Genomic DNA, 24,361 nt, shown 5'->3' on the forward strand with positions numbered 1-24,361 from the left:
CGCCCGCGCCCCCGCGACCTCACTCCGCACCCCTCTGGCCATAGCCCCGCAGGCGCTCCTCCACCGCTTTCAGCTGGGGCTCGGACAGGAGGCTCGGGGTCAGGCCCGGCACCGAGGAGGCGGTGAGCCAGAGGCGGCACATCCACTCCAGCTGGGCGGTGCGGTCGTAGGCCTGGTCGAGGGTGGCGCCGTAGGTGATCGTGCCGTGGTTCTGGAGGAGGCAGCCGGAGCGGTCGGCGAGGGCGTGGAGCATGTTCTCGGCCAACTCGTCGGTGCCGTATGTCGCATACGGGGCAACCCGGACGGGTCCGCCGAGCGCCGCGGTCATGTAGTGGATCACCGGCAGCTCCGGGACGAGCGTCGAGACGGCCGTCGCGTGCACCGCGTGGGTGTGGACGACGGCCCGGGCGCCGGTGGAGCGGTAGACGGCGAGATGCATCGGCAGCTCGCTGGTCGGCACGAGGGTGCCGCGCACCTGCCGGCCGGTGAGGTCCACGCCGGTGAGGTCGGCGGGTGTGAGCCGGTCGTAGGGGACGCCCGACGGTGTGACCAGGACGATGTCCCCGACCCGTACGGACACGTTGCCGGACGTGCCGACGACCAGCCCGTCGGCGACGGTCCGCCGCGCGGTGGCGACCAGGGCGTCCCAGGCCCGCGCCTCCTCCTCGCGCACGCCGCTCCCGCGCGGCTCCGTCACCTCCGCTGCGCCCTCCCGGCTGCCCCGCACGTCCCGCCGATCCCCTCGCTGCTCAGCCATGACGCGATCCTGCCAGGCGGGCCGGGGCGGCGGAGCCGGGAACGCTGCCGGCCGGGGTGACCAGAATCTCTTCAACGGCTCGACGGACCGGCTCAGGGCGTTCGCCAAGGGCCCGTGAGCCGTACGGAAGGGCGGTCCTCCTTCAGAGACACCGTGATGCCCTTCCCAGTTCACCTGGCGTTCACCTGGGTTACCTACCTTCGTCCAGCCAATGACCTCGAACGATTGCCTGGGTAAATGGAAGGCATCTCGCTGATCCTCGCGATTGTGGTGGTAACCGCACTCGCGTTCGATTTCACGAACGGTTTCCACGACACCGCCAACGCGATGGCCACCACCATCTCGACCGGTGCGCTCAAGCCGAAGGTCGCGGTGGCCATGTCCGCCGTCCTGAATCTCGTCGGTGCCTTCCTCTCGGTGGAAGTCGCCAACACCATCTCCAAGGGCCTGGTCGACGAAAGCGGCATACGTCCCGAGGTCATCTTCGCCGCGCTGGTCGGCGCGATCCTGTGGAACCTGCTGACCTGGCTCGTGGGACTGCCGTCCTCCTCCTCGCACGCCCTCATGGGCGGCCTGGTCGGCGCCACCATCGCCTCGGCGGGCGTCGGCGCCGTCCACGGCGACGTGCTGGTCACCAAGGTGCTCATCCCCGCGATCGCGGCCCCGCTGGTGGCGGGCATCGCCGCGATGATCGCGAGCCGGCTGACGTACACGATGGGCAAGAAGGCCGACGGCAAGGCGGCCGCCAAGGGCTACCGTGCCGGGCAGATCGCCTCCGCGGGCCTCGTCTCCCTCGCCCACGGCACCAACGACGCCCAGAAGACGATGGGCATCATCACCCTCGCCCTGGTCGCCGGCGGCTCGCTCGCCCCCGACTCCGACCCGCCCATGTGGGTCATCCTCTCCGCGGGCGTCGCCATCGCCCTCGGCACCTACCTCGGCGGCTGGCGCATCATCCGCACCATGGGCAAGGGCCTCACCGACCTCCAGCCGCAGCAGGGCTTCGCCGCCCAGACCAGCGCCGCGACGGTCATCCTGGCCTCCTCCCACCTCGGCTTCTCCCTCTCCACCACGCACTCGGTCTCCGGTGCGGTGATGGGCGCGGGCCTCGGCCGCAAGGGCGGTGTGGTCCGCTGGTCCACCGCCACCCGCATGTTCGTCGCCTGGGGTCTGACCCTGCCGGCCGCCGCGCTGGTCGCCGCGCTCGCCGAGTGGGTCTGCGGCTTCGGCGACTGGGGCACGGCGCTCGTCGCGGTCTTCCTGGTGGGCTCCAGCTTCGCCATCTGGAAGATCTCCCGCCGCGAGGTCGTCGACCACACCAACGTCAACGACAGCGACGACGCCGAGTCGCCCGGCGTGGTGACCACGGCCATGGCCGCCGTGACCCCGCCGCCGACCGCTGCCGCCGCCGAGGAGCTGGCGGCCACCATCCCGGCCCCGGCCAAGCCCGCCAGCACGGACCCGGCGCCCTCGCAGGCCGCGGTCTGAGCCCCGCGCACCCAGGTACGTAAGGAATCAACAGCATGAAGATCGACTGGGCGGCCCTCGGCTCCGTCTTCGGCGTCAGCCTCGTGGTCACCGTGGCCCTCGTGGCCCTCTTCACCCTCGGCATCGCCGGCCTGTCCCGCCGCGAGCGCGCGGCGGAGCAGGGCGACTCGGCGGCCCTCGCGGTCACCGGCGCGTACGCGTGCTTCGCGGCGTGCGCGGCGGCGGTGGCGTACGGGATCTACCTGATCGTCGCCTGACCCACCGGGTTCCTCGATCCGCCCTGTCGGGGCCGTCTCAGCGGCGGCCCGGGCAGGGCGGACTCATGTCCGGGGCCGGTCCCCGCCGAGGCTCCGGACGTCGTCGTCATCGCGAGCCGTCACCGTCACGCTGCCCCGGTACACCCGACGTGACGGGGTTCGTCCAGTGCATGGTCACGCTGAAGTGGGCCTCGCTCGATCCCTGGGCCACCACGACCCCCGCCTCGGCGCTGAGGGTGATGCCGAACTCCACGGTGACCGAGTCCGGTGGTCTGGGCAGTGCGCGGGCCCCGTCCACGACGGCGCCGAGTGCGGGCCGGACCCGGGCGAGTGCCTGCTGGAGCGTCTCGGCGGCCCCGGCGATCCGGCCGCCGCGCGCCACCCGCTGCACTCCGGCCGGGCCTTCCCCGGCCACCGCCAGCAGCACGACCTGCCCGTCGTCCAGCGGCATCTCGCCCACGTACGCCACGTGCGTCCCCTCCCGCCTGTGTCTCACGCCCTATGAGACACAGGGGAATTGCAGGCGTTCACCCTGCGTGATCACAAGCGGGTCCGGTGAATGCCGCCCGCAGGAGGGGATTTCGGGCGAGCCGGTTACGGCGGGCCGGGCGCCGTGCTAGCCATGTGGGCTTCTGCACACTCCCCCCTCGCAGGTCAACGGCAAGTTGACGGCCGTTCCGGCCCCGTGGTGGACTGCCCGAGCCATGTACGGCGGCAGGAGAGGAAGCCCGGTGTGAATCCGGCGCGGTCCCGCCACTGTGACCGGGGAAGAACAGCCCCGGGAGCCAGGAACTCTCACCGCCGGTCTCGTCGAACCAGGGCGTGGACACCCTGAGTGAGGACATAACGCGATGCTCGGCTGCCGCCGTTCGAGGTTGAGGTTCGGTACCAGGGCCCTGCCCGCCCCCACGGCCGGCTGAGCCCGATGCGTGCCGATCGCGTCTTCGCGTACGGCGCCGCCGCCGGCCTTCTCGGTGACCTGCTGTTCGGCGATCCGCGCCGTGGGCATCCGGTCGCCGCGTTCGGGCGGGCCGCGTCCGCCGTCGAACGCGTCCTGTACCGGGATCACCGGGGGCGGGGCGTGCTGCACACCGTCGTGTGCGCCGGTGGCGCCGTCGCGCTGGGAGCCGTGGCCTCGCGGGCCGTACGGTCCTCCCCCGCCGCTTCCGTCGCGCTGACCGGCGCCGCCACCTGGGCGGTGGTCGGCGGGACTTCGCTCGCGCGCGAGGCCGCGGCCATCGGGCGGGCTCTGGAAGCAGGCGACGTGGAAGCCGCACGGGCGCGGCTGCCGCATCTGTGCGGGCGTGATCCGCAGGCGCTCGACGCCGACGGCATCGCCCGGGCCGTGGTCGAGTCCGTCGCCGAGAACACCTCTGACGCCGTCGTGGGCGCCCTGGTCTGGGGGGCCGTCGGCGGGGTGCCGGGACTGCTCGGGTTCCGTGCCGTGAACACGCTGGACGCCATGGTCGGGCACAAGTCGCCCCGCTACCGGCGCTACGGGTGGGCCTCCGCGCGGCTGGACGACGTCGCCGGGTGGCCGGGGGCGCGGCTGACCGCCGTGCTCGCGGTCGTGGCGGGCGGGGATCCGCGGGGCGCGGTGCGGGCCTGGCGTGCCGACGCGCACCGGCATCCGAGCCCCAACGCCGGGCCCGTGGAGGCCTCGTTCGCGGGGGCGCTCGGGGTGCGGCTGGGCGGCACGCTCTCCTACGGCGGGCGGGTCGAGCACCGGCCCGTGCTCAACGGGGACGCCGGACGCGCCGTCCGGGTCACCGACATCCAACGGGCCGTACGGCTCTCGCGCCGCGTCGGGCTGCTCGCGCTCGGCGTGTGCGCGGCCGGCCGGCTCCTCGGGAAGGGGCGTACCTCATGAGTGGCGGTCTGCTGGTCGCCGGCACCACCTCCGACGCCGGGAAGAGCGTCGTCACCGCCGGGATCTGCCGCTGGCTGGTGCGGCAGGGCGTGAAGGTGGCGCCGTTCAAGGCGCAGAACATGTCCCTCAACTCGTTCGTGACGCGCGAGGGCGCGGAGATCGGGCGGGCGCAGGCCATGCAGGCGCAGGCCTGCCGCATCGAGCCGACCGCGCTGATGAACCCGGTGCTGCTCAAGCCCGGCGGTGAGCAGAGCAGCCAGGTGGTGCTGCTGGGCAAGCCGGTGGGCGAGATGAGCGCGCGCGGCTACCACGGCGGGCGGCAGCAGCGGCTGCTCGGCACGGTGCTGGACTGTCTCGCCGAACTGCGGGGCACGTATGACGCGGTGATCTGTGAGGGGGCGGGCAGTCCGGCCGAGATCAATCTGCGCCGGACGGACATCGTGAACATGGGCATCGCGCGGGGCGCCGGTCTGCCCGTGCTCGTCGTCGGCGACATCGACCGCGGGGGCGTCTTCGCCTCCTTCTTCGGCACGGTCGCGCTGCTGTCGCCGGAGGACCAGGCGCTGGTCGCCGGGTTCCTCGTCAACAAGTTCCGGGGGGACGTCGGCCTCCTCGAACCCGGCCTCGACATGCTCCGCGACCTCACCGGGCGGCCCGCCTACGGCGTCCTGCCGTTCCGGCACGGCCTCGGCATCGACGAGGAGGACGGGATGGGGGTCCCCCCGCGCGAGCGAAGCCGAGCGTGGGGGAGGGTGTCGCTGCGCGGCACGGTACGGGAGTCGGCGGTCGCCCCGCCGGTCGGCGAGGACGTGCTGCGGGTCGCCGTGTGCGCGGTGCCGCTGATGTCCAACTTCACCGACGTGGACGCGCTGGCCGCCGAACCCGGCGTCGTGGTGCGGTTCGTGGACCGGCCGGAGGAACTGGCCGACGCCGACCTCGTGGTGGTGCCGGGTACGCGCGGCACCGTGCGGGCGCTGGAGTGGCTGCGGGAGCGGGGGCTGGCGGACGCCATCGTCCGAAGGGCCGCCGAGCACAGGCCCGTTCTCGGCATCTGCGGCGGCTTCCAGATCCTCGGCGAGCACATCGAGGACGACGTCGAGAGCCGCCGGGGCCACGTCGACGGGCTCGGCGTGCTGCCCGTGCGGGTGCGGTTCGCCCGCGAGAAGACCCTCACCCGGCCGGTCGGGGAAGCCCTCGGCGAGCCGGTCGAGGGGTACGAGATCCACCACGGCGTCGCCGAAGTCCTCGGCGGGGAACCCTTCCTGGACGGCTGCCGGGTCGGACAGACCTGGGGCACCCACTGGCACGGCTCGCTGGAGTCCGACGGCTTCCGGCGCGCGTTCCTGCGCGAGGTGGCCGCCGCCGCGGGCCGCCGCTTCGTGCCGGCGCCGGACACCTCGTTCGCCGCGCTGCGCGAGGAGCAGCTCGACCGGCTCGGCGACCTGATCGAACAGCACGCGGACACGGACGCGCTGTGGCGGCTCATCGAGTCGGGCGCGCCGCAAGGACTGCCTTTCATTCCACCGGGAGCGCCCGCATGAGCACAGTGTTGTTGTTGTCGACCGCCGACACGGATCTGCTGGCGGCCCGCGCCTCCGGGGCCGCCTACCGGATCGGCAACCCGACCCGGGTGGACGTCCGGGAGGAGCTGCCGGGCCTGATCGAGGGCGCCGACATCGCCGTCGTACGGCTGCTGGGCGGCAAGCGCGCCTGGGAGGACGGGCTCGCCGCGCTGAAGGCGGCCGGGGTCCCGACCGTGCTGCTCGGCGGGGAGGCCGTGCCGGACGCGGAGCTGATGGCCGAGTCGTCGGTTCCCGCCGGCGTGGTGGCGGAGGCGCTGAAGTACCTCGTGGAGGGCGGGCCCGCCAACCTCACCGAACTCGCCCGGTTCCTGTCGGACACCGTGCTGCTCACCGGTGAGGGCTTCGAGGAGCCGCGGAAGATGCCGGAGTACGGCGTCCACGGGGACCGGACGCTCCGGCCGGGCCGCCCGACCGTCGGCGTGCTCTTCTACCGGGCCCACGAGCTGAGCGGCAACACCGCCTTCGTGGACACGCTGTGCGACGCGATCGAGGCGCACGGCGCCAACGCCCTGCCCGTGTACTGCGGTTCGCTGCGGGGCGCCGACGCCGGGCTGTACGAGCTGCTGGGGTCGGCCGACGCGCTGGTCGCCACCGTCCTCGCCGCGGGCGGCACCCACGCCTCGCAGGCCTCCGCCGGCGGCGACGAGGAGGCCTGGGACATCGGCGCGCTCGCCGACCTGAACGTCCCCGTGCTGCAGGGCCTGTGCCTCACCTCCTCGCGCGCCGCCTGGGACGAGTCGGACGCCGCCCTGTCCCCCATGGACGCGGCCATGCAGGTCGCGATCCCCGAGTTCGACGGCCGCCTGATCACCGTGCCGTTCTCCTTCAAGGAGCAGGGCCCGGACGACGTCCCCGTGTACGTGGCCGACCCGGAGCGGTCGGCGCGGGTCGCCGGGATCGCCGTACGGCACGCGCGGCTCAGGCACAAGCCCAACGCGGACAAGCGGATCGCGCTGGTCTTCACCGCCTACCCGACCAAGCACTCCCGCGTCGGCAACGCCGTCGGCCTGGACACGCCCGCGTCGGCGGTGCGGGTGCTGGACGCGCTGCGCGACGCCGGGTACGGACTCACCGAGTACCCCGCGGGCGGCGACGAGCTGATCCACCGGCTCATCGAGGCCGGCGGACACGACGTGGAGTGGCTGACCGAGGAGCAGCTGGCCGCCGCGCCCGCGCGGGTGCCGCTCGCCGACTACCGGGCCTGGTTCGAAAAGCTCGACCCCGAGCTGCGTGAGGCCATGCGGGAGGCCTGGGGCGAACCGCCGGGCAGCCTGTACGTCGACGGCGACGACATCGTCCTCGCCTCCCTGCGGTTCGGGAACGTCGTGGTGATGATCCAGCCGCCGCGCGGCTTCGGCGAGAACCCGATCGCGATCTACCACGACCCGGACATGCCGCCGTCCCACCACTACATGGCGGCCTACCGCTGGCTGGAGAACAGCTTCGGCGCCGACGCGATCGTCCACATGGGCAAGCACGGCACGATGGAGTGGCTGCCCGGCAAGGGCCTCGGGCTGTCCGGCGGGTGCGCGCCGGACGCCGTGCTCGGCGACCTCCCGTTGATCTACCCGTTCATCGTCAACGACCCCGGCGAGGGCACGCAGGCCAAGCGGCGCGGCCACGCCACCGTCGTCGACCACCTGGTGCCGCCGATGGCCCGCGCCGACACCTACGGCGACCTGGCCAAGCTGGAGCAGCTGCTCGACGAGTACGCGCTCGTCTCCGACCTGGACCCGGCGAAGGCGCCGGCCGTGCGGGCGCAGATCTGGACGCTGGTCAAGGCGGCCGAACTGCACCACGACCTGCATGTCGACGAGCAGCCGGACGACGACGAGTTCGACGAGTTCGTCATGCACATCGACGGCTACCTGTGCGAGATCAAGGACGTGCAGATCCGCGACGGGCTGCACGTCCTGGGCGGCGGGCCGGTCGGCGAACCGCGCGTCAACCTGGTGCTCGCCGTGCTGCGCGCCTCGCAGGTGTGGGGCGGGCAGGCGAACGCGCTGCCGGGTCTGCGGTCCGCGCTGGCCGCGCACTTCGGGCTGGCCGAGAAGGAACTGCTGGCCGAGCCGGGCGCGCCGGTGAAGGTGCCGGCGGAGCTGACGGACCTGGTGGACGGCCCGGCGCGGACCGCCTCCGACGCGATCGACCTGCTGGAGCAGCTGTGCCGGCGGATCGCGGAGGGCATGGAGGAGCGGGACTGGGAGGTCTCCGCGGTGCCCGGGCTGGTGCGGGAGGTCCTCGGCACGCGGCTGCCCGACGCCCTCGCCGTGCTGGAGTTCGCCTGCACCGAGGTCGTGCCGCGGCTGGCCCGGACGACGGACGAGATCGGTCACATCCTGAAGGCGCTGGACGGCGGTTACGTCCCGGCGGGCCCCTCGGGCTCCCCGACCCGCGGCCTGGTCAACGTCCTCCCCACCGGCCGGAACTTCTACTCGGTCGACCCCAAGGCGATCCCGTCCCGGCTGAGCTGGGAGGTCGGGCAGTCGCTCGCGGACTCCCTGGTGCAGCGGTACCTCGCCGACAACGGGGAGTACCCGAAGTCGGTCGGCCTCACCGTCTGGGGCACCTCGGCGATGCGCACCCAGGGTGACGACATCGCCGAGATCCTGGCGTTGCTGGGGTGTCGGCCCGTGTGGGACGAGGCGTCCCGGCGGGTCACCGGGTTCGAGGTCATCGGCCTGGAAGAGCTGGGCCGGCCCCGCATCGACGTCACCGTCCGCATCTCCGGCTTCTTCCGGGACGCGTTCCCGCATGTGGTCGGTCTGATCGACGACGCGGTGCGGGCGGTGGCCGAGCTGGACGAGCCGGCCGAGTCCAACTACGTGCGGGCGCACGTGGACGAGGACACCGCCGAGCACGGCGACCGCCGCCGGGCCACGGCCCGGGTCTTCGGTTCCAAGCCGGGGGCGTACGGCGCGGGCCTGCTGCCGCTGATCGACGCCCGCAACTGGCGCTCCGACGCGGACCTCGCCGAGGTGTACGCGGTGTGGGGCGGTTACGCCTACGGCCGCGGGCTCGACGGGCGGGCGGCACGCGGCGACATGGAGACGGCGTTCAGGCGGATCGCGGTCGCCGCGAAGAACGTGGACACGCGCGAGCACGACCTCGTCGACGCGGACGACTACTTCCAGTACCACGGCGGCATGGTCGCCATGGTCCGCCACCTCACCGGCGCCAACCCCGAGGCGTACGTGGGCGACTCGGCGACGCCCGACCAGGTGAAGACCCGCACCCTGGGCGAGGAGACCCACCGCGTCTTCCGCGCCCGCGTGGTCAACCCGCGCTGGATGGCGGCGATGCGGCGCCACGGCTACAAGGGCGCCTTCGAGATGGCGGCGACCGTCGACTACCTGTTCGGCTACGACGCCACCGCCGGCGTCGTCGACGACTGGATGTACGAGAAGCTCAGCGCCGAGTACGTCTTCGACCCGGAGAACCGGGACTTCATGAAGAAGTCCAACCCGTGGGCGCTGAGGGGCATCACCGAGCGGCTGCTGGAGGCGGCGGACCGGGGGCTGTGGGCCGAGCCGGACGCGGACACGCTGGAGCGGCTGCGTGCCACCTACCTGGAGCTGGAAGGCGACTTGGAGGACGACCAGTGAGCACCCCGTTCCCTTTCACGGCCGTCGTCGGCCAGGACGATCTGCGGCTCGCGCTGCTGCTGAACGCGGTCTCCCCGGCGGTCGGCGGTGTGCTGGTGCGCGGCGAGAAGGGGACCGCGAAGAGCACCGCGGTCCGTGCGCTCTCCGCGCTGCTGCCGGAGGTCGACGTCGTCCCCGGGTGCCGGTTCTCCTGTGACCCGGCCGCCCCGGACGCCGGCTGCCCGGACGGGCCGCACGAGCCGGGCGCGGGGGCCCTGCGGCCCGCGCGCATGGTGGAGCTGCCCGTCGGTGCGTCCGAGGACCGGCTGGTCGGCTCGCTGGACATCGAGCGGGCGCTCGCGGAGGGCGTGAAGGCGTTCGAGCCGGGCCTGCTCGCCGACGCGCACCGCGGAATCCTGTACGTCGACGAGGTCAACCTCCTCCACGACCACCTGGTCGACCTGCTCCTCGACGCCGCCGCGATGGGCGCCTCGTACGTCGAGCGGGAGGGCGTCTCCGTGCGGCACGCGGCCCGCTTCCTGCTCGTCGGGACCATGAACCCCGAGGAGGGCGAGCTGCGCCCGCAGCTGCTCGACCGGTTCGGGCTGACCGTGGAGGTCGCGGCCTCGCGGGAGCCGGAGCAGCGGGTGGAGGTCGTACGCCGGCGGCTCGCCCACGACGACGACCCCGCCGGGTTCGCGGCCCGCTGGGCCGAGGAGGAGGCCGCCGTACGGCAGCGGATCGTGGCGGCGCGGGAGCTGCTGCCGTCCGTACGGCTCGGGGACGGCGCGCTGCGGCAGATCGCGGCGACCTGTGCCGCCTTCGAGGTGGACGGGATGCGCGCCGACATCGTGATGGCGCGCACCGCGACCGCGCTGGCCGCGTGGGCGGGCCGGACCGACGTGCTCGCCGAGGACGTACGGCAGGCGGCGCTGCTGGCACTGCCGCACCGGCGGCGCCGTAACCCGTTCGACGCCCCCGGGCTCGACGAGGACAAGCTGGACCAGACCCTGGAGGAGTTCTCCGGGGAGAACGACGACCCGGACCCGGATTCGGACCCCGACGGTCCTGGCGGCGGGGGCGGCGGGCAGCCCTCCCCGGACGCGGGCCCGCAGGGCGGTGACACCGCCGCGCGTCCCGAGGCCGGCGAGGGCGGCGAGCCGCAGGCGTCCGGCGCCGGTGAGCAGTCGCCCGTACGGGCGGCCGAGCCGTTCCGTACGAAGGTGCTGAGCGTGCCGGGGATCGGTGAGGGTGCCGCCGGGCGGCGCTCGCGGGCGCGGACCGAGCACGGCCGGACGACCGGCGCCCGGCGGCCGCGGGGCACGCTGACCAAGCTGCACCTGGCGGCGACCGTGCAGGCGGCGGCGCCGCATCAGCGGGCGCGGGGGCGGTCGGGGCCCGGGCTGGTGGTCCGCCGGGACGATCTGCGGCAGGCGACCCGTGAGGGCCGCGAGGGAAACCTCGTGCTGTTCGTCGTCGACGCCTCCGGCTCCATGGCCGCCCGGCAGCGGATGACCGCGGTGAAGGGTGCCGTGCTGTCGCTGCTGCTCGACGCCTATCAGCGGCGGGACAAGGTGGGGCTGGTGACCTTCCGCGGATCGGCGGCCGATGTGGCGCTGCCGCCGACCTCGTCCGTCGACGCCGCCGCCGCGCGGCTGGAGTCGCTGCCGACCGGTGGCCGTACGCCGCTGGCGGCGGGGCTGCTGAAGGCGCACGACGTGCTGCGGGTGGAGCGGCTGCGGGACGCGGCGCGGCGTCCGCTGGTCGTGGTGGTGACGGACGGGCGGGCGACGGGCGGTCCGGAGCCGGTGGCGCTGGCCGCGCGGGCGGCCGGGCTGTTCGCGGCGGACGGGGTCGCGTCGGTGGTCGTGGACTGCGAGTCGGGGCCGGTGCGGCTGGGGCTCGCGGGGAAGCTCGCGGGTGAGCTGGGCGGTACCGCGGTGACGCTGGACGAGCTGCGGGCCGACAGCATCGCCGGGCTGGTGAAGGACGTACAGAGGAGGGCCGCGTAATGCCGCAGGGACAGCCGAGCGTCATCCCGGACGACGGGCTGACGACGCGTCAGCGCAGGAACCGTCCGCTGGTCGTGGTGCACACGGGGATCGGCAAGGGCAAGTCGACGGCCGCGTTCGGGCTGGCGCTGCGCGCCTGGAACCAGGGGTGGCCGATCGGGGTGTTCCAGTTCGTCAAGTCGGCGAAGTGGAAGGTCGGCGAGGAGAACGCGCTGCGGGTGCTGGGCGCCTCCGGCGAGGGCGGCACCGTCGACTGGCACAAGATGGGCGAGGGCTGGTCGTGGGTCCAGCGGGACGCCCAGATGGACAACGAGGAGAAGGCCCGCGAGGGCTGGGAGCAGGTCAAGCGGGACCTGGCGAACGAGACGTACCGGCTGTACGTGCTCGACGAGTTCGCGTACCCCATGCACTGGGGGTGGGTGGACACCGACGAGGTGGTGGCGGTGCTCCGTGACCGTCCCGGCACCCAGCACGTGGTGATCACCGGGCGGAACGCGCCGGGGAAGCTCGTCGACTTCGCCGACCTGGTGACCGACATGTCCAAGGTCAAGCACCCGATGGACGCCGGTCAGAAGGGCCAGAAGGGCATCGAGTGGTGACGTCCGTTCCCCGGCTGGTCGTCGCCGCCCCCGCGTCGGGGAGCGGCAAGACCACCGTCGCCACGGGGCTGATGGCCGCGTTCGCCGCGCGGGGGCTCGCCGTGTCCCCGCACAAGGTCGGGCCGGACTACATCGACCCGGGCTACCACGCGCTCGCGACCGGGCGCGCGGGGCGCAACCTCGACGCGTACCTGTGCGGTCCGGAGCTGATCGGTCCGCTGTTCGCGCACGGCGCGTCCGGCTGTGACATCGCCGTGGTCGAGGGCGTGATGGGGCTGTACGACGGGGCCGCCGGGGAGGGTGAGCTGGCGTCCACCGCGCAGGTGGCGAAGCTGCTGCGGGCGCCGGTGGTGCTCGTGGTGGACGCCTCCTCGCAGTCGCGGTCGGTGGCCGCGCTGGTGCACGGCTTCGCGTCCTGGGATCCGGAGGTGCGGATCGGGGGCGTGATCCTCAACAAGGTCGGTTCGGACCGGCACGAGGCGCTGCTGCGGGAGGCGCTGGACGCGTCCGGGGTGCCCGTGCTCGGGGTGCTGCGGCGGGTGAAGCAGGTGGACACGCCGTCGCGGCATCTGGGTCTGGTGCCGGTCGCCGAGCGGCGGGCGGCGGCGGTGGAGGCCGTGGCGGCGATGGCGGCGCAGGTCGAGGCGGGCTGCGATCTGGACGCGCTGGCGGGGCTGGCGCGGGGCGCGGGCGCGCTGTCGTGCGAGCCGTGGGAGCCGCCGGTGGTGCCCGTCGGCGAGCGGGCGGTGGTGGCCGTGGCCGGTGGTCCCGCGTTCACGTTCTCCTACGCCGAGCACGCCGAGCTGCTGACGGCGGCCGGTGCCGAGGTGGTGCCGTTCGATCCGCTGCGGGACGAGCGGCTGCCCGAGGGCACGGCGGGGCTGGTGATCGGTGGCGGCTTCCCCGAGGTGTACGCCGGTGAGCTGTCCGCCAACGAGCCGCTGCGCGCGGCGGTCGGCGCACTGGTGCGCTCCGGGGCCCCCGTGGCCGCCGAGTGCGCGGGGCTGCTGTATCTGTGCCGGGAGCTGGACGGGCAGCCGATGTGCGGGGTGCTGGACGCCTCGGCGCGGATGAGCGAGCGGCTGACGCTGGGCTACCGGGACGCGGTGGCCGTGGGCGACAGTGTGCTGGCGGCGGCCGGGACGCGGATGCGGGGGCACGAGTTCCACCGCACGGTCGTCGAGCCGGGCGCTGGGGCCGCCCCGGCGTGGGGGGTACGGGCGCCCGAGCGGCGCGTCGAAGGTTTCGTACAGCGTGGTGTGCACGCGAGTTATCTGCACACGCACTGGGCGTCCGAGCCCGGTGTCGCCCGTCGGTTCGTGGAGAGGTGCCGGACGTCATGAGCAGCAGGCTGATCGGGGTCGGGGTGGGTCCGGGTGACCCGGAACTGGTGACCGTGAAGGGCGTGAACGCGCTGCGGGCCGCCGATGTCGTCGTGGTGCCGGTGATGGCTGCGCCTGATGGGACGGATGGCGGTGAGCGGGGGCGGGCCGAGGCGACCGTGCTGCACTACGTGCCCGAGGAGAAGGTCGTCCGGGTGGTGTTCGCGCTGAACGAGCGGACGGACCGGGCGCGTCGGGAGGCCACCTGGGACGCGGCCGGGGAGCGGGTCGCCGGGCTGCTGCGGGCGCATGGCGCGGTGGCGTTCGCGACCATCGGGGACCCGAACGTGTACTCGACGTTCACGTATCTCGCGCAGACCGTCGCCGAGCTGGTGCCGGGCACGGTCGTGGAGACCGTGCCGGGGATCACCGCGATGCAGGATCTGGCGGCGCGTTCGGGTGCCGTGCTGACGGAGGGCACGGAGCCGCTGACGCTGGTGCCGGTGACGGCGGGCGCGGCCGTGCTGAAGGACGCGCTGAACGGGCCGGGGACGGTCGTGGCGTACAAGTTCGGGCGGCAGGCCGCCGAGGTCGCGGAGGCGCTGCGGGACAGCGGGCGGATCGACGGGGCCGTGTGGGGGTCGGCGCTGGGGCTGCCGGAGGAGTCGATCCGGCCGGCCGCCGAGCTGGACGGGGCGGCGCTGCCGTATCTGTCGACGCTGATCGCGCCCGCGCGGCGGGACGGCGGGCGGGGCGGCAAGCTGTGACCTGCCCCGAGGCTCGGTCACTCGGCGATGCCGACCACCAGCCAGATGAAGCCCGCGCCCGCGACCGTGCACAGCAGGGTCGAGCGGGCCGGGTGTTCGTGGTGGGCCTCGGGCAGGATCTCGGCGGCCGCCAGGTAGAGCAGCGCGCCGCCGAAGAAGGCGAGGTAGCCGCCGAGCACCGGTTCGGGGACGGTGAACAGCAGCGTGGACGCCGCGCCGACGACGGGGGCGACCGCGTCGGCGACGAGCATGGCGATCGCGCGGCGGCGGGCGTTGCCGTAGACGGTCGTGAGGGTGAAGGTGTTGAAGCCGTCCGCGAAGTCGTGGGCGATGACGGCCAGCGCGACGGCGAGGCCCATGCCGTGGCCGACCTGGAAGGCGGCGCCGATGGCGATGCCGTCCATGGCGCTGTGGCCGACCATCGCGGCGGCCGCGGTGAGGCCCACTTCGGGGGTCCGGCCGTCGCGCTCCGCTCCCCCGTGCGCGGCCATGGGGGTCCCCCCTGCTCGAGCGGAGTCGAGAGCTCGGGGGAGGGCCGCCAGCAGACGTTCCACCAGATGGGCCACGAGGAAACCGGCCACGAACAGCAGCAGGGCCGCCGGTACGCCGTGCACCTCGGTGCTCGCGGCCTCCAGCGCCTCCGGCAGCAGGTCGAGGCCGACGACGCCCAGCATCAGGCCGCCGGCCAGGCCCAGCACCAGATGGCGGCGGTCCGTCACGCGCTGCGCCGTCCAGCCGCCGGCCAGCGTCATCAGGAACGCGCCGAGCGCGACGAAGACCGCCATGTGCCCTTGCTATCCGATGCGCACCCGGTCGCGCACATCCGACGCCGCGCGCGTTGACCCGCGCCGCCCCCTGTGAACTTCCGTACGAGAGGAACCGATCCATGGCCGACACCCCCGCCGGCAAGGTGACCTTCGTCGGTGCCGGCCCCGGCGCCGCCGACCTGCTGACCTTCCGTGCCGCGCGCGCGATCGCCGAGGCCGACGTCGTGATCTGGGCCGCGAGCCTGGTCCAGGCGGAGGTCCTGGAGCACGCCCGGGAGGGCGCGCAAATCCTGGACTCGGCGACGATGTCGCTGGAGGACGTGGTCGCCGTCTACGAGCGGGCGCACGCCGAGGGGCTGAAGGTGGCCCGGATCCACTCCGGCGACCCGGCCCTGTGGGGCGGCACCCAGGAGCAGCTGGACCGCTGTCACGCGATCGGCATCGCCACCGAGGTGGTGCCCGGTGTGTCGTCGTTCTCGGCGGTCGCGGCGCTCGCGCAGCGGGAGCTGACGATCCCCGAGGTCGCGCAGTCCGTGGTGCTCACCCGGCTGGGCGGCGGCAAGACGCCGATGCCGCCGGGTGAGGAGGTGCGCGAGTTCGCCAGGCACGGCACCACCATGGCCGTCTTCCTGTCGGCGGCGCGCAGTGGGCAGCTGGTGCGGGAGCTGCTGGAGGGCGGCTACCCGACGACCACGCCGGTCGTCGTCGCCCATCAGGCGACCTGGCCCGAGGAGCTGGTCGTGAAGTGCACGATCGGCACGCTGGAGGAGACGGTCAAGGAGCACAAGCTGTGGAAGCACACGCTGTTCCTGGTCGGCCCGGCCCTCGACGCGCACGGCACCCGCTCGCACCTGTACCACCCGGGGCACTTCCACGGGTACCGCAAGGCCGACCCGGAGGCCCGCAGGGCGCTGCGCGCGCGGGGTGCCCAGACGTGATCACGGTGGTCGGCACTGGCACCGGGGCGCCCGTGCCGCGGGACGTGCTGTCGGCGGCCGAGCTGGTCGTCGGCGGGCAGCGGCACCTGGACGCCGTACGGCTGCCGGAGGGCGCCGAGCGGATCGTGCTCGGCCCGCTGGCGCCCGCGCTGGACGCGATCGAGGAGTACGCGGGGAAGGACCGGTCCGTGGTCGTGCTGGCCTCGGGCGACCCCGGGTTCCTCGGGATCGTGCGGGTGCTGGCCGAGCGGTTCGGGCCGGAGCGGCTGGACGTGCGGGCCGGGGTGTCCTCGGTGGCCGCCGCGTTCGCGCGGGCCGGGCTGCCCTGGGACGACGCGGTGGTGGTGAGCGCGCACGGGCGTGATCCGCGGACCGCGGTGAACGTGTGCCGGGCGCACCCCAAGGTGGCGGTGCTGACCGGGCCGGGCGCGGGACCGGCGGAGCTGGGTGCGGCGCTGCGGGACACCGGGCGGGTCCTGGTCGTGGCGTCGGCTCTCGGCGATCCGGAGCGGGAGCGCGTGGTGCGGGTGACGCCCGCGGAGGCGGCGGCCCGCGACTGGGGCACGGCGGTCAGCGTCGTGCTGTGCCTGGACCCGGAGCGGGCGCTGGGCGCGGTGCGCACGGTGGCCGGCCCGGCGCCGGGGCCCGCCGGCTGGGCCCTGGACGAGGCGGACTTCGCGCACCGCGACTCGATGATCACCAAGTTCGAGGTGCGGGCGCTGGCCCTGGCCCGGCTGGGCCCCCGGCTCGGCGACCTGGTGTGGGACGTCGGCGCGGGCTCCGGCTCGGTGGCCGTGGAGTGCGCGCGGCTCGGCGCTGCGGCCGTCGCCGTGGAGAAGGCGGCGGACGGTGTGGAGCGGATCCGCGCCAACGCCGCCGCGCACGGCGTGGACGTGCGGGTGGTGCACGGGGCGGCGCCGGACGCGCTGGCGGGCCTCGACGGCGACCCGGACGCGGTGTTCGTCGGCGGGGGCGGGCGGGAGCTGCCCGAGATCGTCACCGCCTGCGCGCGGCGCGCCCGGCGCACGGTGGTCGTCGCCATGGCCGCGCTCGACCGGGTGCCGGCCGCCCGCGAGGCCCTGACGGACGCCGGGTTCACCTGCGACGGGGTGCTGTTGCAGTCGTCCCGGCTCGCGCCGCTGCCGGGGGACGTGACCCGGCTCGCGGCGACCAATCCCGTTTTCCTGCTGTGGGGCGTGCGGCCTCACGCCTGTACTGAAGGAGTTGCCCAGTGATCGGCCTCATTTCCGCCACCGCGGCGGGCGCGGCTGCGCGGGACCGGCTGGCCGCGGCGTGGCCGGACCGCACGCGCGTGTACGACGGACCCGTGGGGGACGCCGTACGGCGGGCGTTCTCCGAGTGCGAGCGGCTGGTGTGCTTCCTGGCGACGGGGGCCGTCGTCCGGCTGGTCGCGCCGCTGCTGGACGGCAAGACGGCCGACCCGGGCGTGGTCTGCGTCGACGAGGGCGGGCGGTACGCCGTGTCGCTGCTCGGCGGGCACGCCGGCGGCGCCAACGACCTCGCGCGCGAGGTGGGCGCGGTGCTGGGCGCCGAGCCGGTGGTGACGACCGCGACGGACGCCGTCGGCATCGCCGGGCTGGACACGCTCGGGCTGCCGGTGGAGGGCGCGGTCGCCGCCGTGTCGCGGGCGCTGCTGGACGGGGAGCCGGTGGCGCTGCGGGCGGAGGTGGCGTGGCCGCTGCCGCCGCTGCCGGTCGCCGAGGACGGGCCGTACGCGATCCGGGTGACGGACCGCGCGGTCGAGCCCGCCGAGCGGGAGGTGCTGCTGCGTCCCCCGACGCTCGTCGTCGGTGTCGGCGCCTCGAAGGGCGCCCCCGCCGAGGAGGTGCTGGGGCTGATCGAGGAGGCGCTGCGGGAGGCGGGGCTGTCGCCCCGCAGCGTCGCCGAGCTGGCCACCGTGGACGCCAAGGCGGAGGAGCCCGGCATCGTCGGGGCGGCCGCCCGGCTGGGGGTGCCGCTGGTGACGTACGGCGCCGAGGAGCTGGCCCGGGTCGAGGTCCCCAACCCGTCCGACGCGCCGCTCGCCGCGGTCGGCACGCCGTCGGTCGCGGAGGCCGCGGCGCTGCTGGGCGGCGGTGAACTCCTCGTGCCGAAGCGCAAGTCCTCGGCCCGGCCGGCCATGGCGACCTGCGCGGTCGTACGGCGGCCCGGGCGCGGGCGGCTGGCGGTGGTCGGGCTCGGGCCGGGCGCCCGCGACCTGCTCACCCCGCGGGCCCGGGCGGAGCTGGAGCGGGCGTCGGTGCTGGTCGGGCTCGACCAGTACGTCGACCAGATCCGCGACCTGCTGCGGCCCGGCACCCGGATCCTGGAGTCCGGGCTGGGCGCCGAGGAGGAGCGGGCGCGGACGGCGGTCGCCGAGGCCCGCGAGGGCCGGGCGGTCGCGCTGATCGGCAGCGGGGACGCGGGCGTGTACGCGATGGCCTCCCCCGCGCTCGCCGAGGCGTCCGACGACATCGACGTCGTCGGCGTGCCGGGCGTCACGGCGGCGCTGGCGGCCGGGGCGATCCTCGGCGCGCCGCTCGGCCACGACCACGTCTCGATCAGCCTGTCCGACCTGCACACGCCGTGGGAGGTCATCGAACGGCGGGTGCGGGCCGCGGCCGAGGCGGACATCGTCGTGACCTTCTACAACCCGCGCAGCCGGGGCCGCGACTGGCAGCTGCCGAAGGCACTCGCGATCCTCGCCGGGCACCGGGATCCGGCGACGCCGGTCGGTGTCGTACGGAACGCCTCCCGGCCGGACGAGTCCAGCCGGCTGACCACGCTGGGCGCGCTGGATCCGGCGACCGTCGACATGATGACGGTGGTGACCGTGGGCAACACCGCGACCCGTGAGATCGCGGGCCGCATGGTGACGCCCCGCGGCTACCGCTGGCAGGAGGAACCCCGGTGAGCCGCGCGGCCCGCCGCACCGCCGCCACGCCCGCCACGCCCGCCGCACCGCTGTACCACCCCGTTTCGCACTCCGAGGAGAAACCGTGACCACCCCGCCGCCCGCCCTGCTCATCGCCGGCCATGGCACCCGCGACGACGCCGGAGCCGAGGCGTTCCGCGACTTCGTCCGGGAGCTGGGGCGCCGCCACCCCGAACTGCCCGTCGCGGGCGGCTTCATCGAGCTGTCCCCGCCGCCGCTCGGCGAGGCGGTGACCGAGCTGGTCGAGCGGGGCGTACGCCGGTTCGCGGCCGTCCCGCTGATGCTGGTGTCCGCCGGGCACGCCAAGGGGGACATCCCGGCGGCGCTGGCCCGCGAGAAGGAACGGCACCCCGGCATCTCGTACACCTACGGCCGTCCGCTCGGCCCGCACCCCTCGCTGCTGGCGGTGCTGGAGCGGCGGCTGGACGAGGCGCTGGGCGGCGCCGGGCGCACCCCCGAGGAGCGGGCGGACGTGACCGTGCTGCTGGTGGGGCGCGGGTCCACCGACCCCGACGCCAACGCCGAGGTGCACAAGGCGGCGCGGCTGCTGTGGGAGGGGCGCGGATACGCCGGGGTGGAGACGGCGTTCGTGTCGCTGGCGGCACCGGACGTGCCGGGCGGGCTGGACCGCTGCGCCCGGCTGGGCGCGAAGCGGATCGTCGTGCTCCCGTACTTCCTGTTCACCGGCATCCTGCCGGACCGGGTGCGGCAGCAGACCGAGAGCTGGGCGGCCGCGCACCCCGAGGTCGAGGTGCGGTCGGCGGACGTCATCGGGCCGGAGCCGGAGCTGCTGGACCTGGTAATGGAACGGTACGAGGAGGCCCTGAAGGGCGATCTGCGGATGAACTGCGACTCGTGCGTGTACCGCATCGCGCTGCCCGGCTTCGAGGACAAGGTGGGGATGCCGCAGCAGCCGCACTTCCACCCCGACGACGACGGTCACCACCACGGCCATGGCCACGGCCACGGTCACCACCACGGGGGACACACCCACAGCCATGCGCACTGACGACGGGCACGATCTGCGGCATCACGGGGACGCGGAGGTCCGCGACGACGGCTCCGCGCTGGTCGACCTGGCCGTGAACGTACGCGCCGGCACACCCCCGGCGTGGCTGCGGGAGACGATCGCCGGGTCGCTGGACGGGCTGGCCGCCTACCCCGACGGGCGGGCCGCGCGGGCGGCCGTGGCCGCGCGGCACGGGCTGCCGGCGTCGCGGGTGCTGCTGACGGCCGGGGCGGCGGAGGCGTTCGTGCTGCTGGCGCGGGCGCTGAAGGTGCGGCGGCCGGTCGTGGTGCACCCCCAGTTCACCGAGCCGGAGGCCGCGCTGCGGGACGCCGGGCACAGCGTCGACCGCGTGGTGCTGCGGGAGCAGGACGGGTTCCGGCTGGACCCCGCCGCGGTCCCGGAGGACGCCGACCTGGTGGTGATCGGCAATCCGACGAACCCGACGTCGGTCCTGCACACCGCCGGCACGATCGCCTCACTCGCCCGTTCCGGGCGGACGCTGGTCGTGGACGAGGCGTTCATGGACGCGGTGCCCGGTGAGCGGGAGGCGCTGGCCGGGCGGACGGATGTGCCGGGCCTGGTGGTGCTGCGGAGTCTGACGAAGACGTGGGGGCTGGCCGGGCTGCGGATCGGCTACGTCCTCGCCGCGCCGGAGACGATCGAGGAGCTGGAGCGGGCCCAGCCGCTGTGGCCGGTGTCCACGCCGGCGCTGGTGGCGGCTCAGGCGTGCGTCTCGCCGCGGGCCCTGGCGGAGGCCGCCCACGCGGCACATCGCGTCGCCGCGGACCGGGCCCACCTCGTGGCCGGGCTCGGGGAGTTCGCCTCGGCGGGACTGCGCGTGGTGACCCCCGCGGACGGCCCCTTCGTCCTCGTACGGCTGCCCCGCGCCGCCGCCGTGCGGCACCGCCTGCGCGACCTGGGCTTCGCCGTGCGGCGCGGGGACACGTTCCCCGGCCTGGGCGAGGAGTGGCTGCGCCTGGCGGTGCGCGACCGGGCGACGGTGGACCGCTTCCTCGCAGCCCTGGCACAGGCGTTGCCGGCCGGCTGAGGCCGGGGCTCCCCCGCCCCCGGCCTCAGCGCGGCTCAGCGCCCCGGGATCACCCCCGCCGGCGCGCCCGCGCCACCACCGCCCCGCCCGCCGCGAGGAGGGCGATCGCGCCTGCCGCGAGGTAGGGAGTCAGGGAGCTGCCGCCGGTTTCCGCCAGGTCGGCCCGGGTGGCGGGGGCGCCCTGGGGTTCGATGCCGGCGGCCGGGGCGGGAGTGGCGGACGCCGGGGATTCGGCGGCTGCGGGGGCCGGAGGCGTTTCGCAGGTGGCCGCGGCGAGGGTCACCGTGCCCTGCACCTCGGCCACGTTCAGCTTCAACGGGTTGACCGAGACCGTGAGTTCGAGGGCGGTCGCGGCGGCCGTTCGGGCGGTGGTCTCGCGCTTCGACAGGTCGAGCCGGACCTCGCCGACGCCCGGGACCCGCACGTCGGTCGGGCCGCCCGTGGTGAGGCTGACGCGCTTGCCGAGCACCGTGACGGAGCCCAGCAGGTCGGACTCGGCCACCGGCGTCCTCCCGGCCTCGCAGGTCGCCGTGGAGGTGACCTGTTCGACCTCGATGAGGGACAGCAGCGGCAGGCCGGGGACGTGCACCTTGGCGTGCGCGAGGCGCGTGCTGCCCTCCGCCTTCCCGTCCGCCACCGTCGCCTTCGCCTGGGCCACGTCCGCCTGCAGCACGCTGAACGGCTCGCCCCCGTCGACGCCGTCCAGCCGTGCGGTCAGCGCGGTCTTCTCCGCGCTCCGCGGCGCCTGGACGTCGTTGAGGGAGACCGCGAGGGGGACGTTCACGGTCTTGTTCAGGAGCGAGACGTCCAGCCCGGTGCGCAGGACCACCGCGGTGGCGCGGCCCTCGCCGCCGGTGGCGGGGGTGGCGTGGGCGAGGGCCGCGGGACCGGCGGCGAGGGCGGTGGCGGTCGCCACGGTGACGAGTCTGCGCGCGGGCATGCGGAATCGGGTGCCGTTCAAGGTCGGGACTCCCCTGAGGAAAAGTGCTGAGGACCCCGAAAGGATGAAACGCCTCAGGAGTGAACGGTCAGCACTCTCACCTCACTTCACCCCATCGAGCGGTTTGCGGCCGGACGTTCGATTGGCGCTCGTTCCTGACTCTCGGCGGCCGGTTCTCAAGCAGGGCAGGTATCCGGACCTGGCGGCCACCGCACTCGGCGCGCCGCTCATCTGCAGCAATCCGACCGCCGAGCGGTTGCGGGCCATCGCTGAGCGTCACGAGATGGATGTAATTCACTCCGCCCGGCGCGGGCCGGAGCGTGAACGGCCGCGCGCTTTCGACGCCTGAGGTGGCACATGCATCCGTTTCGGACAAGAGGCAGGCGGGGATCGAAACCTGCGGCGACAGGGCTGCTCGCGCTGCTGACCACTCTGGTGGCGCTGCTGGCAGCCGTACCCGCGTCAGCGAACGCCGGCCGTACCGGGGACGGGGCGAGGAGCTGCCGGTCAGGCATCGACCGGACATCGGCCGAACCCGCCGCCACGCCGGGTGCCAGGGTCCTGCACAACTACCGGATGTCGTTCGCGACCGAGATGGCCAACGCCGTTCGCGTCGACAAGGCCAAGCTGGTTCCGCTCCTTCCGGAGGGATACGAACCCGTGCCCGCCTCGGCTCTCGGACTGGGGAGCGAAAATGACGGTGTGTTCGTGTTCGTCAACGTCTGCAACGAGAACTTCGCCATCGACGGCAAGGTGTCACAGCGAACCTCTCTGGTGAACATCCCGAGCATCCTGGTGCGGGAACCGGCTGACGCCGCCGCGGCCGGTCTGGACATTCCAGGCGCGTTCCACATCTACCCGCTGGACATCTACATCGACGACCGCGCGTACGTCGACAGTCTCCGGTCAGCGGACATGCCGGTCCATTTCATCCCGGACATCACCCACGATCGTCGCATCGACGACGCAGGAGTGGGCGACCTGACGGTTCGGGTGCCCGCCAGGAAGAATCCCTTCTCCTCACTCAACGAAGGGCTCGGGTTCACCTCCACCGGAAGGGTCGACGTCATCGTGTGGTACGAAGGCGACAAAGGCACTGCGGCGCTCACCTTCCGGTTCGACGTCGCGCAGCAAGGCCCAGCACGGAGCCAGGTGTTCACCAAACCGGGGACCGAGCTGAATCGCATCCTCGGCGGAGGCGGACTCGGACCAGGCCCCACAGACCCCAAGACCGGGTTCGAAAGCATCAGGACTCCCTCGCTCAGCTTCCAGTACCCGCAGGGCGGCAGCGGGAGCCTCATCCTGATCAAGAAGCCGTGCGGCTACGGGTCAGGGTGTGCGGAGCAGTGAGGTAAATCCATGATCCCTGACGCGCCGTGAGACCGGATCTAGCCGACGACCCGCCCGTTCAGCACGACGCGGCGCGGTGCCGTCAGTACCCGTACGTCCGTGCGCGGGTCCGTCTCGTAGACCACCAGGTCGGCGGGGGCGCCCTCGTCGAGGCCGGGGCGGCCGAGCCAGGCGCGGGCCGCCCAGGTCCCGGCGGAGACGGCGTCCACCGCCGGGATGCCGGCCGTCACCAGTTCGGCGACCTCGGCGCCCGCCAGGCCGTGCGGGAGGGAACCCCCGGCATCGGTGCCGACGAACACCGGGATGCCGGCGTCGTAGGCCGCGCGCACGGTGTCGTAGCGGCGGGCGTGCAGGCGGCGCATGTGGTCGGCCCAGCGCGGGAACCTGGCCGCGCCGCCGTCGGCGAGCCGCGGGAAGGTGGCGATGTTCACGAGGGTGGGGACGATGGCGACGCCCCGCTCCGCGAACAGCGGGATCAGGTCCTCGGTCAGGCCCGTGGCGTGCTCGACGCAGTCGATGCCCGCCTCGACCAGGTCGCGCAGGGAGTCCTCCGCGAAGCAGTGCGCCGTGACCCGCGCGCCCAGCCGGTGCGCCTCGGCGATCGCCGCCTCGGCCGCCTCGCGCGGCCAGCAGGCGGACAGGTCGCCGAGCTCGCGGTCGATCCAGTCGCCGACGAGCTTCACCCAGCCGTCGCCGCGCCGGGCCTCCTGGGCGACGTACGCGACGAGTTCGTCGGGCTCGATCTCCCAGGCGTAGTTGCGGATGTAGCGGCGGGTGCGGGCGATGTGCCGGCCCGCCCGGATGATCTTCGGGAGGTCGTCGCGGTCGTCGACCCAGCGGGTGTCGGAGGGCGAGCCCGCGTCCCGGATCAGCAGGGTGCCCGCGTCCCGGTCGGTGAGGGCCTGCTTCTCGGCGACGTCCCGCGGGACCGCGCCGTGCGCGTCGAGGCCCACATGGCAGTGGGCGTCGACCAGTCCCGGCAGCGCCCAGCCGGAGACCGTGCGCACGTCACGGGCGCCGACGGGACGGTCGTAGGTGATCCGCCCGTCGACGACCCACAGTTCGTCCCGGATGTCGTCGGGGGAGACGAGCACCCGTCCCTTCACGTGCAGCACCGCGCGTTCGCTCATGCACC

Annotated in this window: 20 protein-coding genes and 1 riboswitch; of the genes, 15 read left to right on the top strand and 5 right to left on the bottom strand. The window is 74.2% G+C overall.

What is annotated here, in order from left to right; translation table 11 throughout:
- Positions 1-19 precede the first annotated feature (19 nt).
- A complete protein-coding gene (locus tag AMK31_RS21760) occupies positions 20-757 on the bottom strand; it encodes a class II aldolase/adducin family protein (protein WP_073942251.1) in 738 nt (245 codons plus the stop codon).
- Positions 758-994: 237 nt separating this feature from the next.
- Between AMK31_RS21760 and AMK31_RS21765 the strand changes: the two genes are divergently transcribed.
- On the top strand, positions 995-2,245 hold the full coding sequence (locus AMK31_RS21765; RefSeq protein WP_073942252.1) for an inorganic phosphate transporter: 1,251 nt from the start codon (positions 995-997) through the stop codon (positions 2,243-2,245).
- 35 nt (positions 2,246-2,280) lie between these two features.
- Complete coding sequence (locus tag AMK31_RS21770; RefSeq protein ID WP_073942253.1) at positions 2,281-2,502, top strand: hypothetical protein; 222 nt, start codon at positions 2,281-2,283, stop codon at positions 2,500-2,502.
- Between the two features lie 106 nt (positions 2,503-2,608).
- Here AMK31_RS21770 and AMK31_RS40710 read toward each other — a convergent pair whose 3' ends face one another.
- A complete protein-coding gene (locus AMK31_RS40710) occupies positions 2,609-2,971 on the bottom strand; it encodes a CU044_2847 family protein (protein WP_073942254.1) in 363 nt (120 codons plus the stop codon).
- A gap of 203 nt (positions 2,972-3,174) precedes the next feature.
- Positions 3,175-3,316: riboswitch (cobalamin riboswitch) on the top strand.
- Between the two features lie 111 nt (positions 3,317-3,427).
- Between AMK31_RS40710 and AMK31_RS21780 the strand changes: the two genes are divergently transcribed.
- Genes AMK31_RS21780 through cobI form a run of 7 tightly spaced genes read left to right on the top strand, consistent with a single transcriptional unit; the run spans position 3,428 to position 14,239 of the window.
- On the top strand, positions 3,428-4,372 hold the full coding sequence (locus tag AMK31_RS21780) for a cobalamin biosynthesis protein (protein ID WP_073942255.1): 945 nt from the start codon (positions 3,428-3,430) through the stop codon (positions 4,370-4,372).
- The gene (locus AMK31_RS21785) at positions 4,369-5,913 is read left to right on the top strand and encodes a cobyric acid synthase (protein WP_073942256.1); all 1,545 of its coding nucleotides are present in this window, start codon (positions 4,369-4,371) and stop codon (positions 5,911-5,913) included. Before AMK31_RS21780 ends, AMK31_RS21785 begins: the two co-directional genes overlap by 4 nt.
- Positions 5,910-9,560: a cobaltochelatase subunit CobN gene (gene cobN / locus AMK31_RS21790; protein ID WP_073942257.1), complete on the top strand. Its 3,651-nt coding sequence runs from the start codon at positions 5,910-5,912 to the stop codon at positions 9,558-9,560. Before AMK31_RS21785 ends, cobN begins: the two co-directional genes overlap by 4 nt.
- Complete coding sequence (locus AMK31_RS21795; RefSeq protein ID WP_073942258.1) at positions 9,557-11,551, top strand: putative cobaltochelatase; 1,995 nt, start codon at positions 9,557-9,559, stop codon at positions 11,549-11,551. Before cobN ends, AMK31_RS21795 begins: the two co-directional genes overlap by 4 nt.
- Entirely contained in the window at positions 11,551-12,150 is a 600-nt protein-coding gene (gene cobO / locus AMK31_RS21800) for a cob(I)yrinic acid a,c-diamide adenosyltransferase (RefSeq protein ID WP_073942259.1), read from the top strand. Before AMK31_RS21795 ends, cobO begins: the two co-directional genes overlap by 1 nt.
- Positions 12,144-13,493 carry a cobyrinate a,c-diamide synthase gene (locus tag AMK31_RS21805; protein ID WP_073942260.1) on the top strand — a complete coding sequence of 450 codons (1,350 nt, stop codon included), beginning with the start codon at positions 12,144-12,146 and terminating at the stop codon, positions 13,491-13,493. Before cobO ends, AMK31_RS21805 begins: the two co-directional genes overlap by 7 nt.
- Positions 13,490-14,239, top strand: coding sequence for a precorrin-2 C(20)-methyltransferase (gene cobI, locus AMK31_RS21810; protein ID WP_073942435.1), 750 nt, complete (start codon positions 13,490-13,492; stop codon positions 14,237-14,239). The genes AMK31_RS21805 and cobI overlap by 4 nt, the downstream gene beginning before the upstream one ends.
- Before the next feature lie 17 nt (positions 14,240-14,256).
- Here cobI and AMK31_RS21815 read toward each other — a convergent pair whose 3' ends face one another.
- Positions 14,257-15,024: a ZIP family metal transporter gene (locus tag AMK31_RS21815; protein ID WP_073942261.1), complete on the bottom strand. Its 768-nt coding sequence runs from the start codon at positions 15,022-15,024 to the stop codon at positions 14,257-14,259.
- A 101-nt stretch (positions 15,025-15,125) separates the two neighbouring features.
- On the opposite strand from AMK31_RS21815, the gene cobM reads away from it, so the two are divergent.
- From cobM to cobC, 5 genes are all read left to right on the top strand, one after another.
- Complete coding sequence (gene cobM, locus AMK31_RS21820; RefSeq protein WP_073942262.1) at positions 15,126-15,944, top strand: precorrin-4 C(11)-methyltransferase; 819 nt, start codon at positions 15,126-15,128, stop codon at positions 15,942-15,944.
- Positions 15,941-17,179: a bifunctional cobalt-precorrin-7 (C(5))-methyltransferase/cobalt-precorrin-6B (C(15))-methyltransferase gene (locus AMK31_RS21825; RefSeq protein ID WP_073942263.1), complete on the top strand. Its 1,239-nt coding sequence runs from the start codon at positions 15,941-15,943 to the stop codon at positions 17,177-17,179. Before cobM ends, AMK31_RS21825 begins: the two co-directional genes overlap by 4 nt.
- Positions 17,176-18,858 carry a precorrin-3B C(17)-methyltransferase gene (cobJ, locus tag AMK31_RS21830; protein ID WP_073942264.1) on the top strand — a complete coding sequence of 561 codons (1,683 nt, stop codon included), beginning with the start codon at positions 17,176-17,178 and terminating at the stop codon, positions 18,856-18,858. The genes AMK31_RS21825 and cobJ overlap by 4 nt, the downstream gene beginning before the upstream one ends.
- 85 nt (positions 18,859-18,943) lie before the next feature.
- Positions 18,944-19,888, top strand: coding sequence for a sirohydrochlorin chelatase (locus tag AMK31_RS21835; RefSeq protein ID WP_073942265.1), 945 nt, complete (start codon positions 18,944-18,946; stop codon positions 19,886-19,888).
- Positions 19,878-20,936 carry an Rv2231c family pyridoxal phosphate-dependent protein CobC gene (cobC, locus tag AMK31_RS21840; RefSeq protein ID WP_241842690.1) on the top strand — a complete coding sequence of 353 codons (1,059 nt, stop codon included), beginning with the start codon at positions 19,878-19,880 and terminating at the stop codon, positions 20,934-20,936. Before AMK31_RS21835 ends, cobC begins: the two co-directional genes overlap by 11 nt.
- A gap of 49 nt (positions 20,937-20,985) precedes the next feature.
- Here cobC and AMK31_RS21845 read toward each other — a convergent pair whose 3' ends face one another.
- Positions 20,986-21,897: an SCO1860 family LAETG-anchored protein gene (locus tag AMK31_RS21845; protein WP_073942267.1), complete on the bottom strand. Its 912-nt coding sequence runs from the start codon at positions 21,895-21,897 to the stop codon at positions 20,986-20,988.
- A gap of 336 nt (positions 21,898-22,233) precedes the next feature.
- On the opposite strand from AMK31_RS21845, the gene AMK31_RS21850 reads away from it, so the two are divergent.
- On the top strand, positions 22,234-23,226 hold the full coding sequence (locus tag AMK31_RS21850; protein ID WP_158074545.1) for a hypothetical protein: 993 nt from the start codon (positions 22,234-22,236) through the stop codon (positions 23,224-23,226).
- Positions 23,227-23,264: 38 nt separating this feature from the next.
- Here AMK31_RS21850 and AMK31_RS21855 read toward each other — a convergent pair whose 3' ends face one another.
- Entirely contained in the window at positions 23,265-24,356 is a 1,092-nt protein-coding gene (locus AMK31_RS21855) for an amidohydrolase family protein (RefSeq protein WP_073942269.1), read from the bottom strand.
- Positions 24,357-24,361: the final 5 nt, after the last annotated feature.

Source organism: Streptomyces sp. TSRI0107, from assembly GCF_001905845.1.
Lineage (GTDB): Bacteria > Actinomycetota > Actinomycetes > Streptomycetales > Streptomycetaceae > Streptomyces.

Excerpts from the sequence above, each read along its gene's own strand:
- AMK31_RS21760 (WP_073942251.1), bottom strand. The coding sequence starts at position 757 with ATGGCTGAGCAGCGAGGGGATCGGCGGGACGTGCGGGGCAGCCGGGAG.
- AMK31_RS21765 (WP_073942252.1), top strand. The coding sequence starts at position 995 with ATGGAAGGCATCTCGCTGATCCTCGCGATTGTGGTGGTAACCGCACTC.
- AMK31_RS21770 (WP_073942253.1), top strand. The coding sequence starts at position 2,281 with ATGAAGATCGACTGGGCGGCCCTCGGCTCCGTCTTCGGCGTCAGCCTC.
- AMK31_RS21780 (WP_073942255.1), top strand. The coding sequence starts at position 3,428 with ATGCGTGCCGATCGCGTCTTCGCGTACGGCGCCGCCGCCGGCCTTCTC.
- AMK31_RS21785 (WP_073942256.1), top strand. The coding sequence starts at position 4,369 with ATGAGTGGCGGTCTGCTGGTCGCCGGCACCACCTCCGACGCCGGGAAG.
- cobN (WP_073942257.1), top strand. The coding sequence starts at position 5,910 with ATGAGCACAGTGTTGTTGTTGTCGACCGCCGACACGGATCTGCTGGCG.
- cobO (WP_073942259.1), top strand. The coding sequence starts at position 11,551 with ATGCCGCAGGGACAGCCGAGCGTCATCCCGGACGACGGGCTGACGACG.
- cobI (WP_073942435.1), top strand. The coding sequence starts at position 13,490 with ATGAGCAGCAGGCTGATCGGGGTCGGGGTGGGTCCGGGTGACCCGGAA.
- AMK31_RS21815 (WP_073942261.1), bottom strand. The coding sequence starts at position 15,024 with ATGGCGGTCTTCGTCGCGCTCGGCGCGTTCCTGATGACGCTGGCCGGC.
- cobM (WP_073942262.1), top strand. The coding sequence starts at position 15,126 with ATGGCCGACACCCCCGCCGGCAAGGTGACCTTCGTCGGTGCCGGCCCC.
- cobC (WP_241842690.1), top strand. The coding sequence starts at position 19,878 with ATGCGCACTGACGACGGGCACGATCTGCGGCATCACGGGGACGCGGAG.
- AMK31_RS21850 (WP_158074545.1), top strand. The coding sequence starts at position 22,234 with ATGCATCCGTTTCGGACAAGAGGCAGGCGGGGATCGAAACCTGCGGCG.
- AMK31_RS21855 (WP_073942269.1), bottom strand. The coding sequence starts at position 24,356 with ATGAGCGAACGCGCGGTGCTGCACGTGAAGGGACGGGTGCTCGTCTCC.